Raw genomic sequence first — 15,408 nt, forward strand, 5'->3', positions numbered from 1 at the left:
TCCGGCGTCCGTGCATCCATCGCCAGTGGAGCCAAAGGGTGTGCATCCGTTACCATGCCGCTCCGGTTTTGCGGATGCGGTCTGGGGAGACGGTCATGGAATTTCTGCTCTATCTGGCGCTGGGCGCCTGTGCGGGCGTGCTGGCCGGGCTGTTCGGGGTTGGCGGCGGGATCATCATCGTGCCGGTGCTGGTGTTCAGTTTCACCTTGCAGGGCTTTGATCAGTCGATCCTCACCCATCTGGCGGTCGGGACGTCGCTGGCGACGATCATCTTCACCTCGGTCAACGCCGTGCGTGAGCATCACCGTCGAGGCGCAGTGCGCTGGCCGATCTTCATGTGGATGGCCGTCGGCATTCTGCTCGGTGCAGGTTTCGGCGCGCTGACTGCGGAAGCGATTTCCGGGCCGCACCTGCAAAAGATCATCGGCGTGTTTGCCTTGATCATCTCGGTGCAACTGGCGCTGGACATTAAACCCAAGGCCAGCCGAACGGTGCCGGGTAAACTCGGTCTGACCGTGGCCGGCAGTGTGATCGGTTGGGCCTCGGCGATTTTTGGCGTGGGCGGCGGTTCGCTGACCGTGCCGTTCCTGACCTGGCGCAGCGTGCCGATGCAGCAAGCCGTGGCAACCTCATCGGCCTGCGGTCTGCCGATCGCCCTTGTCAGTGCATTAAGTTTCATGATTCTGGGGTGGCACGATCCGTTGTTGCCACCGCATAGTCTCGGTTTTGTTTATTTACCGGCGCTGCTGGGCATCGCCCTGACCAGCATGGTCTTCGCCCGCATCGGCGCGCGTTTGGCGCACAGATTGTCGCCGCGCTTGCTGAAACGGCTGTTCGCCGCTTTGCTGTTCAGCGTGGGTCTGAGCTTCCTGCTTTAACCGCGTCGCAATCCTGGCTTAATCCTGAGGTGGCAGCGTCGCCCGGGAATTTTGGTTTCAACTCTAACGAGGAGTCGCAATGCTGCCTTACCCGCAGATCGACCCGGTGGCCCTGGCCATCGGTCCGCTGAAAATCCACTGGTACGGTCTGATGTACCTGATCGGCATCGGCGGTGCGTGGCTGCTGGCGTCGCGCCGGCTCAACCGTTTCGACCCGACCTGGACCAAGGAGAAACTCTCCGACATGGTCTTCTGGATGTCGATGGGCGTGATCGTCGGCGGACGTCTGGGTTACGTGCTGTTCTACGATCTGAGTGCCTACCTGGCCAACCCGACGCTGATTTTCGAAGTGTGGAAGGGCGGCATGTCGTTCCACGGCGGGTTCATTGGCGTAATGCTCGCAGCCTTGTGGTTCGGCAAGCGTAACGGCAAGTCGTTCTTCCAGTTGATGGACTTCGTCGCACCAATGGTGCCGATCGGACTGGGTGCTGGGCGCATCGGTAACTTCATCAACGCCGAGTTGTGGGGTAAAGCCACCGACGTGCCGTGGGCGATGGTCTTCCCGCCGTTCAGCGATCCGGCGCAACTGCCGCGTCACCCGTCGCAGCTGTATCAGTTCGCGCTGGAAGGCGTGGCGCTGTTCCTGATCCTGTGGATTTTCTCGCGCAAACCGCGTCCGACCATGGCCGTTTCCGGCATGTTCGCGCTGTTCTACGGCATCTTCCGTTTCATCGTCGAGTTCGTCCGCGTGCCGGATGCGCAACTGGGCTACTTGGCCTGGAACTGGCTGACCATGGGCCAGGTGCTCTGCGTGCCGATGATCGTTGGCGGGCTGTTCCTGATCTGGCTGGCCTATCGTCGCGCGCCGGCAGCACCGCTCGCACCGACGGCTTAAACTACGAACCCCGGCGCGCGACGCCGGGGCTCAAAGGACACAGGTAACTCATGAAGCAATATCTCGAACTGGTCTCGCACGTCATTCAGAACGGCACCAAACAGGCCAACCGCACCGGTATCAACACCATCAGCTTCCCGGGTGCGATGCTGCGTTTCGATCTGCAGGAAGGTTTTCCGGCGATCACCACGCGCAAAATGGCCTTCAAATCGGCCATCGGCGAGATGTGCGGATTTTTGCGTGGCGTGAACAACGCCGCTGAATTCCGGGCGCTGGGCTGCAAGGTCTGGGACCAGAACGCCAACGAAAACGCGCAGTGGCTGGCCAACCCGTTCCGCCAGGGCGACGACGACCTCGGCGAAATCTACGGCGTGCAATGGCGCAAGTGGCCGGCGTACAAGCAGATCCCGCTGAGCAACACCGCCGCCATCGAACAAACGCTGAGCAACGGCTACAAGCAGATTGCTCAGGGCGAAGAAGACGGCCAGGCCTACGTGGTGCTGTACAAAGCCATCGACCAGGTGCGCCAGTGCGTCGATACGATCATCAACGATCCGGGTAGCCGCCGTATTCTGTTCCACGGCTGGAACGTTGCTCAGCTGGATGAAATGGCCCTGCCGCCGTGCCACCTGCTGTACCAGTTCCATCCGAATGTCGAGACCAAGGAAATTTCCCTGACCCTCTACATCCGCTCCAACGATCTGGGTCTGGGCACGCCGTTCAACCTCACCGAAGGCGCTGCGTTGCTGAGCCTGATCGGTCGCCTGACCGGCTACACGCCGCGCTGGTTCACCTATTTCATCGGTGATGCGCACGTCTACGAGAATCACCTGGACATGCTCAACGAACAGCTCAAGCGCGAGCCGTTCGCCATGCCGAAGCTGAAAATTTCGGATCGTGTGCCGGAGTTTGCCAAGACCGGTGTTTATCAGCCGGAGTGGCTGGAGCTGGTCGAGCCGAGCGATTTCTCGCTGGAAGGCTATGAGCATCACGCGCCGATGACCGCGCCAATGGCGGTCTAGTCAGCAGGATCGTTCCCACGCTCTGCGTGGGAATGAATCCCGTGACGCTCCGCGTCACTTAGGACGCGGAGCGTCCATGGCGGCATTCCCACGCGGAGCATGGGAACGAGCGCCAACGTCAGTGGCCGTGGCTGCGGCCTACGTGGGAGTGTTCAACTTCCGTCGCGACAACCCCGCCACTCACTTCCAGCCGCTGCAAAATCCCGCATTGATCGGCCATCGGCCCTTCTCCACAACGTTGGCGCAGGTCGAGCAGTTGCGTCTGCAACGCCAGCAACCCATCAATCCGCGCCTTCACATGCTGGATATGCTCGTCGATCAGCGCATTGACGCTTTCGCACTGGTCTTGCGGACTGTCGCGCAAGGCGAGCAGGCTGCGGATTTCTTCGAGGGTCATGTCGAGGGTGCGGCAGTTGCGGATGAAGGTCAGGCGTTCGGCGTGGGCCTGGGTGTAGACGCGGTAGTTGCCGTCGCTGCGAGCCGGTTCCGGCAGCAGGTTTTCGCGCTCGTAGTAGCGGATGGTTTCCACGGCGCAGTCGGTGAGTTTGGCCAGTTCTCCGATCTTCATGACGGCAATCTCCAAAAGGGTGCTTGACCCTATAGTGGCTACAGGGTCTTTACTTGGCAACAGGCACCTTCATGGACGCGACCAATGAGCGATTCCCAGCACACCCACAAGCCCGGCGACGGTCACGATCACAGTCATAAATTGCAGCCTGTGCATAAGCATTCACAGGGCGGCGATTCTTGCTGCGGGTCGAAAGTTGCAGCCCCGGCACCGGTTCATGCGCACGAAGATTCCTGCTGCTCGTCGACAGCTGCCGCGCCTGCGTTGGTGCAACTGAGCGAGAAAACCAGCGCCGATGCGCGACTGAGCAGTTTCCGCATCGAGGCGATGGACTGCCCGACCGAGCAGACGCTGATTCAGAACAAGCTCGGCAAACTCGCCGGTGTGCAGCAACTGGAATTCAACCTGATCAACCGTGTGCTCGGCGTGACTCACAATCTGCCGGGCACCGAGCCCATCACCGAGGCGATCAAATCCCTCGGCATGCACGCCGAGCCGTTGGAGGCGGGCGTCGAAGCGCCAGCCCCGGCGCCAGTGAAAAAACACTGGTGGCCGCTGGCGTTGTCCGGTGTCGGCGCGCTTGCCGCCGAAGTCATCCACTTCACCAACGCCGCACCAACCTGGGTGGTGGCGATCATCGCGCTGGTGTCGATCCTCAGCGGTGGCCTGACCACCTATAAAAAGGGCTGGATCGCCCTGAAAAACCGCAACCTCAACATCAACGCACTGATGAGCATCGCCGTGACCGGTGCGATCCTCATCGGCCAGTGGCCGGAAGCGGCGATGGTGATGTTCCTGTTCACCGTCGCCGAGTTGATCGAAGCGCGCTCGCTGGACCGTGCGCGCAACGCGATCAGTGGTCTGATGCAGATGACGCCGGAGCAAGCCACGGTGTTGCAGGCTGACGGCACTTGGCTTGAGCAGGATGTGAAAAGCGTCGAACTCGGCGCCCGCGTGCGAGTGAAACCCGGCGAGCGCATCGCGCTGGACGGCGAAGTGGTCAGCGGCAGTTCGACCATCGACCAGGCACCGATCACCGGGGAAAGCCTGCCGGTGGAGAAGACCGTCGGCGACAAAGTTTTCGCCGGCACCATCAACCAGGCCGGTTCGCTGGAATACACGGTGACCGCAGCGGCGAACAATTCGACTCTGGCGCGCATCATTCACGCCGTCGAACAGGCCCAAGGTGCGCGCGCACCGACCCAGCGCTTCGTCGATCAATTTTCGAAAATCTACACGCCCGTGGTGTTCGTCTTTGCCTTGGCCGTGGCGATCATTCCGCCGCTGTTCATGGGCGCCGTGTGGTTCGACTGGATCTACCGCGCGCTGGTGTTGCTGGTGGTCGCGTGCCCATGTGCACTGGTGATTTCCACCCCGGTGACCATCGTCAGCGGCCTCGCGGCAGCGGCGCGCAAAGGCATTCTGGTCAAGGGCGGCGTGTACCTGGAGGGCGGTTTCAAGCTCGATTATCTGGCGCTGGATAAAACCGGGACGATTACCCACGGCAAACCGGTGCAGACCGATTACCTGTCCCTCGATCCAACTGCCGATGCCACGGCGCCGGCCATCGCCGCGGCGTTGGCCGGTCGCTCCGATCACCCGGTGTCGCTGGCCATCGCCAATGCCGCTGTGGATAAAAACTTCGCAGCGCTGATTGTGGATAACTTCGAAGCGTTGGGCGGGCGTGGCGTCAAAGGCGAGATCAACGGCCAGACCTACCACTTGGGCAACCATCGCTTGGTCGAAGAGTTGGGCCTGTGCTCGCCGGCACTGGAAGAAAAACTCTTCGCGCTGGAGAAACAGGGCAAATCCGTGGTGCTGCTGCTCGACAATTCCGGCCCGCTGGCACTGTTCGCGGTGGCGGATACCGTCAAGGAAACCAGTCGCGAAGCAATCCGTCAGCTCCACGAACTCGGGGTGAAAACCCTGATGCTCACCGGCGACAATGTCCACACCGCCCAGGCGATTGCCGCGCAGGTCGGCATCGACGAGGCCCGTGGCGACTTGCTGCCGACCGACAAACTGCAAGCCATCGAAGAGCTTTATGCACAGGGCCGCCGAGTCGGCATGGTCGGCGACGGCATCAATGACGCGCCGGCACTGGCCCGCGCCGAGATTGGTTTTGCCATGGCCGCGGCCGGTACCGACACCGCGATTGAAACCGCCGATGTCGCCCTGATGGACGACGATCTGCGCAAGATTCCGGCATTCATCAGCCTGTCGCGCAATACCGCGAGCATCCTGAAACAGAACATCGCGTTGGCACTGGTGATCAAAGCTATCTTTCTTGGGGTAACCTTCGCCGGAGTCGCCACCATGTGGATGGCGGTGTTCGCCGACATGGGTGTGAGCCTGTTGGTGGTGTTCAACGGTTTGCGCCTGCTGCGCAAATAGATGAGGAAGGGTTGTGCTGAGTGCCGAGCTGAAAGCGTTTTACATGGTCGCTCGCCTGGGCAGCATCACGCTGGCGGCGAAAAAACTCGGCCTCAGCCAACCGACCGTGACCACGCAGATCCGCAATCTGGAAAGTCAGTATTCGGTGGAGCTGTTCTACCGTGGCGGCCGGCGCCTGAGTGTCAGTGATGAAGGCGCGCGGTTGCTGCCGATGGTCAAAACACTGTTGCAGCAGGAGGCCGACATCGAGTTCTTCCTGCGCAACAGCGGTCAGGTGCAGGGCACTTTGCGCATCGCGGCGACGGCGCCGTATTACATCCTCGATCTGGTGAAGACCTTTCGCGAGCGCTTGCCGCAAGTGGAAGTGTCGGTGGAAATCGGCAACTCGCAGCAAGTGCTGGAAGCGCTGGAGGATTACCGCGTGGACATCGCCGCGTCGTCGCAATTGCTCGATGACGCGCGGTTGATTCGTCGGGTGTTGGGCACTGATCCGCTGGTGCTGGCGGTGCATCGCAATCATCCGCTGGCGGCGCAGGAGCATGTGGCGTTGAGTGCGCTGGCCGGGCATACGTTGTTGATGCGTGAATCCGGTTCAACCACACGGCGGCTGACGGAAGAGTTGCTCGCGAGTGCCGGGGTGAGCTTCGGGCCGTTGCTGGAGATTGGTAGTCGTGAGTCTATCCGTGAGGCGGTGTTGCGCAATATCGGCATCAGTATCATTGCCCGCCAGGAAGTGCCGCATGACCCGCAGTTGCGCGTGCTGACGATCGAAAATGCGCCGCAAATTCCCGAATATCTCTATTGCCTGAAAGAGCGCAAGGGCGCGCGGTTGCCGGCGGCGTTTCTTGGGTTGGCGCAGGAAATGTCCCCTGCGTAATGATCGTTCCCACGCTCAGCGTGGGAATGCAGCCCGGGACGCTCTGCGTCCCAAGAGCCGAACGCGGAGCGTCCGATGAGGCATTCCCACGCAGAGCGTGGGAACGATCGGTAGTGAACCAAAATCCCCGAATACCACTATCACCAGTTTTTGCCTCACTGCCACATGACGGACGCATTACAACTCTAGGATTGGCCTCATCTGCTTGATGAGGTCTGTCCATGAATCCTGCCATCGCAACTGCCCTGACCAACCCCGGTGCGCCGATGAAAGTGCGCGGCGTACAGAAACGCTTCGGCGCTTTCACCGCGCTGGATAATGTGTCCCTCGACGTCGCCGCCGGTGAGTTGGTGTGCCTGCTCGGCCCGTCGGGCTGCGGCAAGACCACGTTGCTGCGTTGCATCGCCGGTCTGGAAAAGCAGGACAGCGGCGAGTTGTACCTCGGCGATCGCGATGTCTCGCACCTCGCCCCGCAAGCCCGCGACTACGGGATTCTGTTCCAGTCCTACGCACTGTTCCCCAATCTGACCGTCGAGGCGAATATTGCCTACGGCCTTGCTGGCAGCGGGCGCGACGAAGTGCGCCAGCGCGTCGGCCAGATGCTCGAACTGGTCGGCCTCACCGGCAGCGAGAAAAAGTACCCCGGCCAATTGTCCGGCGGCCAGCAGCAACGCGTCGCGCTGGCCCGCGCTCTGGCGCCGGCACCGTCGCTGCTGTTGCTCGACGAACCGATGTCCGCCCTCGACGCCCGCGTCCGCGAGCATCTGTGCACCGAGCTGCGCCAACTGCAACGCAACCTCGGCATCACCACGCTGATGGTCACGCACAATCAGGACGAAGCCATGCTGATGGCCGACCGCATCGCCGTGATGAACAACGGCCGCGTCGAGCAGTACGCCACGCCGCAGGAAATCTACAACCGCCCGGCCACGCCGTTCGTGGCCGAGTTTGTCGGCCAGGGTAACTGGCTGCCGTTCCAGCGCAGCAGCGCCAGCCACGCCAGGGTTGGCGGGATGGATGTGCGTCTGGCGGATGGCAGTGTGAGCGGCGCCTCGGGCCGACTGTTCTGCCGCCCGGAAGCGATCAACGTCAATCCGCTGGTGCATGAGGAAAACCTGTTCCCGGCCAAAGTCCGCGAGATCACCTTCCTCGGCAACCGCTGCCGCATGAGCTTCGAACTCGATCAGTTGCCCGGCCACGCCTTGCTCGCCGAACTCGCCCCGGAAGCCATGCCGCGCCTCGGCGCCCAGCAAATCATGGTCGCCTTGCCGCCGCGCAGCCTGCAGGTGTTTGCCTGATGAACAGCAATCTCGCGCTGCCGCTACCGCACAAGCAGGTGCGCCAGACTTCGAAAGCCGAGATCGGCGACCGCATTTTTGTCGTCGGCGGCAAAGTTGTCTTGTTGCTGTTGCTCGGCGTCGCGGTGTTGCTGCCGTTGCTGGCGATCTTCTGGCGCGGCTTCAGCAGTGAAGCCGGGCAGGGTGGTGGCTGGCTCGCGGCGAAGGAGTTGGTGAGCAGCGAGAATTTCCACTGGCTGCTCGGCAACAGCCTGAAAGTTTCCCTCAGCGTCGCGGCCATCGTCGTACCGCTGGCCTACCTGTTTGCCTACGCGCTGCAACGCACGCTGATTCCGGCGAAAGGCATCTGGCGCGGGATTTCCCTGCTGCCGCTGATGGCGCCGTCGATGCTGCCGGGGATTGCGCTGGTCTATCTGTTCGGCAACCAAGGCATGTTGCGCGGGCTGCTCTCGGACAACATCTATGGATTCTGGGGGATTGTGCTGGGTGAGGTGATTTACACCTTCCCGCATGCGCTGATGATTCTGCTCTCGGCATTGTCGCTGGCCGATGCGCGCTTGTTCGATGCGGCGTCGAGCATGGGCGCCAGTCCCGCCAAGGCTTTCCGCAGCATCACCTGGCCGGCCACTCGCCAAGCGGTGTTTGCCGCGTTCTGTCTGGTGTTCACCCTGACCATCACCGATTTCGGCGTGCCGGTGGTGGTCGGTGGCGACTATCAAGTGCTGGCGCTGGAAGCTTACAAAGCCGTGGTCGGCCAACAGCAGTTCGGTCGCGGCGCGTTGATTGGCATGGTGCTGTTGCTGCCGGCGCTGTTCAGCTTCGGCGTCGATGCGTGGTTGCGTCGGCGACACGGCGATTCCATGAGCGGGCGTGCACAGGTGTTCAAACCGGCACCGTCGAAAGTGCGCGATGGCTGCTATCTGGCGATTGTTTTGCTGATCAGCGCCGCGTTGATTCTGGTGTTCGGCATGGCGGTGTTTTCCTCGCTGGTGAAGTTCTGGCCGTACAACCTGTCGCTGTCACTCAACCATTACCAGTTCAACGAAACCGCTGGCGGTGGCTGGCTGGCCTACAGCAACAGTTTGAAGATGGCTTTGGGCACGGCGTTGATCGGCAGCGTGCTGATTTTTACCGGCGCCTATCTGATGGAGAAAACCCGCAGCCAGCGCGGCCTCAATCTGGCCCTGCGCATGCTCAGTTTTGTGCCGATGGCGGTGCCGGGGCTGGTGCTCGGTCTCGGTTACGTTTTCTTCTTCAACCTCACGGGCAACCCGCTGCATGTGCTCTACGGGACGATGACGCTGTTGGTCGTCTGCACCATCGCGCACTACCTGACCACCGCACAAATGACCGCGACCACCGCGTTGCACCAGCTCGATGCCGAGTTCGAAGCCGCAGCGCTGTCGCTGAAGGCGCCGCTGTATCGCCACTACCTGCGTGTCACTGTGCCGATCTGCCTGCCGGCGCTGCTGGACATCGTGCGCTACCTGTTCGTCTCGGCGATGACCACCGTGTCGGCGGCGATCTTCCTTTACAGCCCCGACACCATCCTCGCGGCGGTCGCGGTGCTGAACATGGATGACGCCGGCAACGTCGGCGGTGCGGCGGCGATGTCGACCCTGATTCTGTTCACCTCGGCGGGCGTGTCCTTGCTGCTGGCGTGGGCTTCGCGCGGCTTGCTGCGCCGTTCTCAAGCCTGGCGGCAAACCGCGCCCGGTCACTGATTCAACTCACTTACAGGAAAACGATCATGTTCAAGCCTATGGCCCTGGCCGCTGCTGTGCTCGCTACTTTCAGCCTGAATGCCTTCGCGGCAAAAACCGAGTTGACGGTGTACACCGCCCTCGAGGCTGAGCAACTGAAGTCCTACAAAGAAGCCTTCGAAAAGGCCAACCCGGACGTCGAGATCAAATGGGTGCGTGATTCCACCGGGATCATCACCGCCAAACTGCTCGCCGAAAAGGCCCGTCCGCAGGCTGACGCGGTGTGGGGGCTGGCGGCTTCGAGTCTGGCGATCCTTGATCAGCAAGGCATGCTGCAAAGCTATGCGCCGAAGGACCTCGGCAAGATCGGCGCGAACTACCGCGACGCTGCCAACCCGCCAGCGTGGGTGGGCATGGACGTCTGGGCCGCGACCATTTGCTTCAACACCGTCGAAGCCGAGAAGCAGGGCCTGACTAAACCCGTGAGCTGGCAGGACCTGACCAAGCCTGAGTACAAGGGCAAGATCGTCATGCCCAACCCGGCGTCGTCCGGCACCGGTTTCCTCGACGTCAGCGCCTGGCTGCAAACCTTCGGCGAGAAGCAGGGCTGGGCCTATATGGACGGTCTGCACCAGAACATCGGCCAGTACGTTCACTCCGGTTCCAAGCCTTGCAAACTGGCAGCGGCGGGGGAATTCCCGATTGGTATTTCCTTTGAATACCCGGCGGTACAGCTCAAGCGTCAGGGCGCGCCGCTGGACATCATCCTGCCGAAGGAAGGCCTGGGCTGGGAGATCGAAGCGACTGCGGTGATCAAAGGCACGCCGCATGAAGAGGCCGCGAAGAAACTGGCTGACTTCTCGGCGAGTGCTGAGGCGATGGATCTGTACAAGGAGAACTTCGCTGTTCTTGCGCAGCCGGGGATCGCCAAGCCGCAGACTGAATTGCCGGCGGATTATGAGCAGCGCCTGATTAAGAACGACTTTGCCTGGGCGTCGAAGAATCGCGACGAGATCCTCACTGAATGGCGCAAGCGCTATGACGGCAAGTCCGAGAAAGTCGCCGCCAAGTAACCGTTGCCGATCGTTCCCACGCTCCGCGTGGGAATGAATCCCGTGACGCTCCGCGTCACTATGGACGCAGAGCGTCCTTGGCTGCATTCCCACGCAGAGCGTGGGAACGATCATTGAGGTAGCTTCATGACACAACAACAAGACTTGCTGATCGTCGGCGCCGGCATTCTGGGCCTGTCCCACGCCTACGCCGCCGCCAAACGCGGTCTCAAGGTCGCCGTCTTCGAACGCACCGCCACGCCGCTGGGCGCCTCGGTGCGCAACTTCGGCCAAGCCTTGGTCACCGGCCAACCGCCGGGCCCAATGCTCGAGCTGGCCAAAGCCAGTCGCGAAATATGGGGTGGCTGGGCGCAGCTCGCCGGTTTGCAAATCAAGCGCAACGGTTCCTATCTGTTCGCCCGCACTGAAGCCGAAGAACATCTGCTCGAAGCCTTCTGCAACGGTCGCGCCGTGGAACACGGTTACAACATTCAGTTGCTGCGCGGCGCTGCCTTGCGCGATCTGTATCACGGTCAGTTCAGCCACCACCGTGCCGCTTTGCACGGCATGGACGATCAACAGCTGTATTCGCGCGAAGCGATTCCGGCACTGATCGATTATCTGCGCCGCGACCTTGGTGTGGAGTTTCATTTCTCCACGCTGGTGCGCGACGTCGAACCGGGGCGTCTGCACAGCACCGTCGGCAGCTTCACGGCGAAGCAGATTATCGTCTGCTCCGGCCACGATTATCAGACTTTGCTGGCCGAGCCGATTGCCGCACTCGACCCGCAAATCTGCCGCCTGCAAATGCTCCGCGCCAAACCGCAGACCGAACTGAATCTGCAACACGCCTTGCTCACCGGCCTCAGCTGCGTGCATTACGGCGCCTTCGCCGATCTGCCGGAAGCGGCGGCGGTGCAGGCGCAAATCCTCCATGAGCAACCGCACCTGCACGACAACGGTATTCACCTGCTGATCAGCCCGACGCCGTACGGCGAACTGATCATCGGCGACTCGCACCATTACGGCAGCGATCCTTCCCCGTTCAACGCCGAGCAAGTGGACAACTGGATGCTCGAACTGGCCGAGCAGACGCTGGGCTGCAAGGTGCAAGTGGTCGAGCGCTGGCAGGGCGTCTATGGTTCCCGGGGGCCGGGGCCGTTCTCGTTCCTGCGCCCGGCACCCGGGTTGAGTGTGGCGCTGATGCACACCGGCGTCGGCATGAGCGTCGGCCCGGCGTTGGCGGAGCGCAATATCGCGCAGTTGCTGGAGGAAGATTGATGACAGGTCACGAGCAAGTCGTCGCCCGGGTGTTCGGCTTGTATGAACGCTATGGCACTAGCGATTACATCGGCGAGCCGGTGTCGCAGATCGAGCACATGTCCCAGGCCGCTGAGTTGGCGATGGCCGAAGGCTTCGATGACGAAGTGGTGCTGGCGGCGTTCTTCCATGACATCGGCCACCTGTGTGCCGAGGGCGCGGAAAACATGGGCGGGTATGGCGTGGTCAGTCATGAACGGCTGGGTGCGGACTATTTGCGTGAGGCCGGGTTCAGCGAGCGCATGGCGCGGCTGGTGGAATATCACGTGCAGGCCAAGCGGTATCTGACGTTGCGTGAGCCGGGGTATTTTGATCGGCTGAGTGAGGCGAGTCGGCGGACGCTGGCGTATCAGGGCGGGGTGATGACGGAGGCTGAGGCTGATGAGTTTGCGCGGGATCCGTTGTGTGCGGTCAGTCTGCGGATGCGCCAGTGGGATGAGCTGGCCAAGGAGATGGCGGTGCCGGTGATGGATCTTGGGGTTTTGAAGCGTAAGGCAGCGAGATTGTTGTCTACTGTGTGATTGTCGCCCTCACCCCAGCCCTCTCCCTCCGGGAGAGGGCTGGGGTGAGGGTCGGCGTCTACAGCTCAAGCACCTTCCCCACCAACGCCTCAATCTGCTCCTGCCTTTCCGCTTGATTCAATTTCGCCTGCGGATTGAGCGACGACCACTGCGGATGCGCCCGCGCCTTGCTCAATGCCTCCGGCAACTTGCCCTCGCGCCAGGTCTTGTCCTGCGGTGTTGCCACCTGAATGCTGTCCATCGCCGCATGCCCACGCTGATCCAGCGCCAACACCAACTGCCGCTGACGCAACGCCAGCAGCCGCAACACCCCGTCATCCACCGTCAGCTCACGCTGCCCTTTGATCTTGCCCAGCAAGCGACTGCCATAACTACGCGCCGTCTGCAGCGCACCACCGGCAATCGCCCCAGCCAACGCCGCAGCGCCGAGGGTAATCCCGCCAACCAGCAAATCCACGCCAGCCCCCGCCGCCGCACCGGCAGCAATGCCGCCACCCACGCGCACGCCGAGTTGCTTTAAGGTCTCAGGGTTGAACAAATCATCGCCCCAACGTCCATCCAGCAACGGCAAATCACTCGCCGCCGCATCTTGCGGGCGGAACGCATACAGCTTGAGCAGCGCCTCAACACACTTCTGCTCACGCTGGCGCACAGCTTTGCGCAGTTCACTGATCGCCTGCTGTTCCTGCTCGGCTTCACTGACTACACTGCGCCGACACGCGGCGCAGTCGATCAACAATTCAGCAATCAATCGCGCCGCACTTTGCTGACGGGCAAGGCGCTGAGCCTGCTGATCGGCAATCAACCGCTCCAATTGTGGCCGAGCATTCTCCAGCAACAACGCGAGACTTTCGTACAGCCGTCGCTCGCCATCCTCCGGCGGCGCCACACTGTCGAAACGCACAAGCGCATGCAGTCCGAGCCGCGCCAAAGCCTCACGCCAATCCGGCTCGCGATGGTTGGCGCTGCTGACAAAATTCAGTACCGGCAGCAGCGGTTTGCCGCAACTGGCGAGTACTTCCAGCTCATCGCGATACTTGGCCAACACCGGTTCGCGGGCGTCGATCACATACAAACCGGCGTCGGAAGCGAGCAGTTGCCGTAGCACTTTCGCCTCCTGCTCGAAACGCTGGCGCGCTTCGCTGCCGTCGAGAAACCGCGCCAGCCGCGCCGGGCCATCGAGGCGTTCGCCGGGCCGCTCCAGTCGTTCGAGAAAATCCAGCAGAGCGATCGCATCTTCCAGGCCAGGCGTGTCGTAGAGGTCGAGTAACGGCTCGCCGTCCACCGACAACCGCGCACCTTCGACATGCCGCGTGGTGCTCGGGCGATGGGAGACTTCGCCGAAGCCGACATCGCGTGTCAGCGTGCGTAGCAGCGAGGTTTTGCCGACGTTGGTGTGGCCGACCACCGCGAGTTTCAGCGGCGCTTTCCAGGCATCAGTCATGGCCACTCTCCAGCCAGTTCAACGGCGCGCAATCGGCAAACGGCAGTTCCAGCTGTTGCAGCGCGGTGTGCCAGTCGCCGAGGCGCTCGGCATCCAGTGCTTCGCCCGGTGGCGCTTGCAGCAGCCAGACGCGAGTCTCGCCCGCGCTGCGCGCTAGTTCAGCGATCAAGGCGAGGCTGCCGCGATCCGGCGAGCGCCGTGGGTCGCAGGCAATCGCCAGACGTGCCGGTGGAAAACGGCTGAGTTGTTCGAGGAGTTTGTGGCGTGATTCGCGGCTGTCGAGGATGCCGGCGTTGCTGACATTCTTTGGCAGCGCGGGCGGCCATGGGCGTTGTTCGTCAAGTTCGATGGCCACCAGCAATGCGCCTTCACTGGCGAATTCGCCGACGGCGCTTTCGACGCGGTGCAATTGTGCCGGCTCCGGGTCGTTGACGCCGAGGCGTTCGCTGGTTGGCATCAGACGTTCGCGCAGTTGCGCGTAGCCGGGCAGGTTCAAGTCCAGACGCAATCGATCACGTCCACGCTTCCAGCGCCAACGGCAGAACAGCATCAACAGCAGACGGGGTAGCACGCCGTAGATCAGCACCGCGCCGACCAGCCATATCGCCCACATCTGGCGAACCAGAACGCGGTTGTAATCGGTATCCAGTGTCACGCGGATCATGTCCACGCTCGGCGCACTCCAGCCCAGCGCATGGGGAACGACCGTCAACGCATCAGTCAGTGCCGCGAAGAAGTCAGCGCCCAGCAGCGTGCTTTCCCAGATGAAGTCATATTGCCGAGTGGCCATCATCAATATCAGCATGCTTAGCGCGCTGAACATGATCAGCAACCACAGGCCATTGACCAGTGAGCCAATCGCCCAGCGATTGAGTTTGTGGCGTTGCAGCAAGACCAGCAATGCAGGGGGCAACTGCGCGGCTTTGGCGTCCCGGGCAAATTTTTCGCTGAGCCATAGCCACAATCTGCCAAGCGCTGCCGCGTGTTCGCCAGCGAATAGCAGTCCGAATGCCCAGCTCAGCAGCAGGATCAGATTGACCCCGAGCAACGTGCCCAGCGCCCAGAAAATGTTTACCGCTCGCGTACCGTCGCCGAGCGCAGAAAATGCCATGCCCGCCCCGGTGACGCAGGCCAGCAGCGCCATCAGCAGCAACGCCAGACGCGCGCCTTGCAGCCAGTGTTTCAGAGCATTGGTCAGCCCGTCGCGCTCGGCCAGCCAGAGCGCCCGGCGCTGAATGCGGCTCGGCAGATCACCGCCGGCGGTGCGGGCCAGACGATTGGCTTCCAGATCATCCAATGGGCCTGCGTGTTCTTCGCGCAGGCGCACGGTTTCGGTGAGCCAGAGGTTTTGCAGTGGAGTCAGTTCAGTCACGCAGCGTCCCGTCGCTAAATTGAGCGCTGAGCATAACCGCTGTGGCGCTTATCGGGGTAAGCGC

At 62.0% G+C, this 15,408-nt stretch carries 13 protein-coding genes; 10 read left to right on the forward strand and 3 right to left on the reverse strand.

Annotated elements, in window-relative coordinates:
- Positions 1-95 precede the first annotated feature (95 nt).
- From CKW14_RS18505 to CKW14_RS18515, 3 genes are all read left to right on the forward strand, one after another.
- On the forward strand, positions 96-878 hold the full coding sequence (locus tag CKW14_RS18505; RefSeq protein WP_016983201.1) for a sulfite exporter TauE/SafE family protein: 783 nt from the start codon (positions 96-98) through the stop codon (positions 876-878).
- Positions 879-957: 79 nt separating this feature from the next.
- Positions 958-1,773, forward strand: coding sequence for a prolipoprotein diacylglyceryl transferase (lgt, locus tag CKW14_RS18510; RefSeq protein ID WP_007913003.1), 816 nt, complete (start codon positions 958-960; stop codon positions 1,771-1,773).
- A 50-nt stretch (positions 1,774-1,823) separates the two neighbouring features.
- Positions 1,824-2,795 (forward strand): thymidylate synthase, encoded by a 972-nt coding sequence (locus tag CKW14_RS18515; RefSeq protein ID WP_034153704.1) that lies wholly within the window; start codon positions 1,824-1,826, stop codon positions 2,793-2,795.
- Positions 2,796-2,913: 118 nt separating this feature from the next.
- On the opposite strand, the gene cadR is transcribed toward CKW14_RS18515, so the two are convergent.
- On the reverse strand, positions 2,914-3,363 hold the full coding sequence (gene cadR, locus CKW14_RS18520; protein ID WP_007912999.1) for a Cd(II)/Pb(II)-responsive transcriptional regulator: 450 nt from the start codon (positions 3,361-3,363) through the stop codon (positions 2,914-2,916).
- Positions 3,364-3,447: 84 nt separating this feature from the next.
- On the opposite strand from cadR, the gene CKW14_RS18525 reads away from it, so the two are divergent.
- The 7 genes from CKW14_RS18525 to CKW14_RS18555 all read left to right on the forward strand — a co-directional run bounded on the left by CKW14_RS18525 (position 3,448) and on the right by CKW14_RS18555 (position 12,528).
- The gene (locus CKW14_RS18525) at positions 3,448-5,757 is read left to right on the forward strand and encodes a heavy metal translocating P-type ATPase (protein WP_095125832.1); all 2,310 of its coding nucleotides are present in this window, start codon (positions 3,448-3,450) and stop codon (positions 5,755-5,757) included.
- Between the two features lie 13 nt (positions 5,758-5,770).
- Positions 5,771-6,634 carry a LysR family transcriptional regulator gene (locus CKW14_RS18530; protein WP_064116303.1) on the forward strand — a complete coding sequence of 288 codons (864 nt, stop codon included), beginning with the start codon at positions 5,771-5,773 and terminating at the stop codon, positions 6,632-6,634.
- 221 nt (positions 6,635-6,855) lie between these two features.
- Positions 6,856-7,932, forward strand: a complete 1,077-nt coding sequence (locus CKW14_RS18535; RefSeq protein WP_095049431.1) for a putative 2-aminoethylphosphonate ABC transporter ATP-binding protein — start codon at positions 6,856-6,858, stop codon at positions 7,930-7,932.
- Positions 7,932-9,656, forward strand: a complete 1,725-nt coding sequence (locus CKW14_RS18540) for a putative 2-aminoethylphosphonate ABC transporter permease subunit (protein WP_095125833.1) — start codon at positions 7,932-7,934, stop codon at positions 9,654-9,656. Before CKW14_RS18535 ends, CKW14_RS18540 begins: the two co-directional genes overlap by 1 nt.
- Positions 9,657-9,682: 26 nt before the next feature.
- The gene (locus CKW14_RS18545) at positions 9,683-10,708 is read left to right on the forward strand and encodes a putative 2-aminoethylphosphonate ABC transporter substrate-binding protein (protein WP_007912988.1); all 1,026 of its coding nucleotides are present in this window, start codon (positions 9,683-9,685) and stop codon (positions 10,706-10,708) included.
- A 126-nt stretch (positions 10,709-10,834) separates the two neighbouring features.
- Positions 10,835-11,968: a TIGR03364 family FAD-dependent oxidoreductase gene (locus CKW14_RS18550; RefSeq protein ID WP_095049434.1), complete on the forward strand. Its 1,134-nt coding sequence runs from the start codon at positions 10,835-10,837 to the stop codon at positions 11,966-11,968.
- Positions 11,968-12,528 (forward strand): phosphonate degradation HD-domain oxygenase, encoded by a 561-nt coding sequence (locus CKW14_RS18555; protein WP_095049435.1) that lies wholly within the window; start codon positions 11,968-11,970, stop codon positions 12,526-12,528. The genes CKW14_RS18550 and CKW14_RS18555 overlap by 1 nt, the downstream gene beginning before the upstream one ends.
- 58 nt (positions 12,529-12,586) lie before the next feature.
- Here CKW14_RS18555 and CKW14_RS18560 read toward each other — a convergent pair whose 3' ends face one another.
- Both CKW14_RS18560 and CKW14_RS18565 read right to left on the reverse strand, forming a co-directional pair.
- Entirely contained in the window at positions 12,587-13,972 is a 1,386-nt protein-coding gene (locus CKW14_RS18560; RefSeq protein WP_095049436.1) for a GTPase/DUF3482 domain-containing protein, read from the reverse strand.
- Positions 13,965-15,344 (reverse strand): DUF2868 domain-containing protein, encoded by a 1,380-nt coding sequence (locus tag CKW14_RS18565; RefSeq protein WP_095125834.1) that lies wholly within the window; start codon positions 15,342-15,344, stop codon positions 13,965-13,967. Before CKW14_RS18565 ends, CKW14_RS18560 begins: the two co-directional genes overlap by 8 nt.
- Positions 15,345-15,408 lie beyond the last annotated feature (64 nt).

The sequence above is a fragment of the Pseudomonas sp. Irchel s3a12 genome (genome assembly GCF_900187485.1).
Taxonomy (GTDB): domain Bacteria; phylum Pseudomonadota; class Gammaproteobacteria; order Pseudomonadales; family Pseudomonadaceae; genus Aquipseudomonas; species Aquipseudomonas neuropathica.

Bases quoted from the DNA above. Each gene is read 5' to 3' on its own strand.
- CKW14_RS18545 (WP_007912988.1), top strand. From the start codon at position 9,683: ATGTTCAAGCCTATGGCCCTGGCCGCTGCTGTGCTCGCTACTTTCAGC.
- lgt (WP_007913003.1), top strand. From the start codon at position 958: ATGCTGCCTTACCCGCAGATCGACCCGGTGGCCCTGGCCATCGGTCCG.
- CKW14_RS18535 (WP_095049431.1), top strand. From the start codon at position 6,856: ATGAATCCTGCCATCGCAACTGCCCTGACCAACCCCGGTGCGCCGATG.
- CKW14_RS18515 (WP_034153704.1), top strand. From the start codon at position 1,824: ATGAAGCAATATCTCGAACTGGTCTCGCACGTCATTCAGAACGGCACC.
- cadR (WP_007912999.1), bottom strand. From the start codon at position 3,363: ATGAAGATCGGAGAACTGGCCAAACTCACCGACTGCGCCGTGGAAACC.
- CKW14_RS18525 (WP_095125832.1), top strand. From the start codon at position 3,448: ATGAGCGATTCCCAGCACACCCACAAGCCCGGCGACGGTCACGATCAC.
- CKW14_RS18560 (WP_095049436.1), bottom strand. From the start codon at position 13,972: ATGACTGATGCCTGGAAAGCGCCGCTGAAACTCGCGGTGGTCGGCCAC.
- CKW14_RS18555 (WP_095049435.1), top strand. From the start codon at position 11,968: ATGACAGGTCACGAGCAAGTCGTCGCCCGGGTGTTCGGCTTGTATGAA.
- CKW14_RS18550 (WP_095049434.1), top strand. From the start codon at position 10,835: ATGACACAACAACAAGACTTGCTGATCGTCGGCGCCGGCATTCTGGGC.
- CKW14_RS18505 (WP_016983201.1), top strand. From the start codon at position 96: ATGGAATTTCTGCTCTATCTGGCGCTGGGCGCCTGTGCGGGCGTGCTG.
- CKW14_RS18540 (WP_095125833.1), top strand. From the start codon at position 7,932: ATGAACAGCAATCTCGCGCTGCCGCTACCGCACAAGCAGGTGCGCCAG.